This is a genomic window from Pseudovibrio sp. WM33, assembly GCF_001623165.1.
GTDB lineage: Bacteria > Pseudomonadota > Alphaproteobacteria > Rhizobiales > Stappiaceae > Pseudovibrio.
In genome coordinates this window covers 2,554-3,095 of sequence record NZ_LMCK01000151.1, presented here as the reverse complement: position 1 = coordinate 3,095, position 542 = coordinate 2,554, and the positions used below count along the sequence as shown (strand labels likewise).

General features: G+C 54.4%; 1 protein-coding gene. It reads left to right on the top strand.

The features are described 5' to 3' along the window. Positions 1-542: phage portal protein (locus PsWM33_RS27550; protein ID WP_193778477.1), on the top strand; the 542-nt coding region annotated here is incomplete at both ends.

Below are 542 nucleotides of genomic sequence, written 5' to 3'. Positions count from 1 at the left end.
CTGCCCGTGATGGGAATTTCTTAGCCCGCAAATACATTGGGCCGGAGTTTGGGAGGTTTGGCTTCCAGATCCAGCACCTTGATATCACCATGCTGGATGTGGAGCTAAACAAAGAGCTGGATCACGGGCACTACATCCTTGCCGGGGTGGAATGTAACGCGGTGGATCGCCCGGTTGCCTATCACATGTTTAAGCACAACCGCTCTTATTATGGCGGCCGTGGCGAGCGTATTCGCATTCCTGCAGATGAGATTGTGCACCTTTATCTGCCTTTTGATCAAACTGCCCCGGTGATTGGTGTTCCATGGGCGCACACGGCTTTGCGGCGCTTGGCGCAAATGAACAGCTTTGAAGACGCAGCCCTTGCGAACGCTGTTTATGGTGCGCAGAAGATGGGCTTTTACACCCGCTCTGCAGATGCTGACCCGGATGAAGAATTAGGCGGTGGTCAGGCGGCCGGGACCAATGGCGAGGCGGAAGACGTAGAAGAAGAAGAGTTCTTTGATGAGCAGGAACGGCCCCGGCTTGAAGAAATGGAAGCT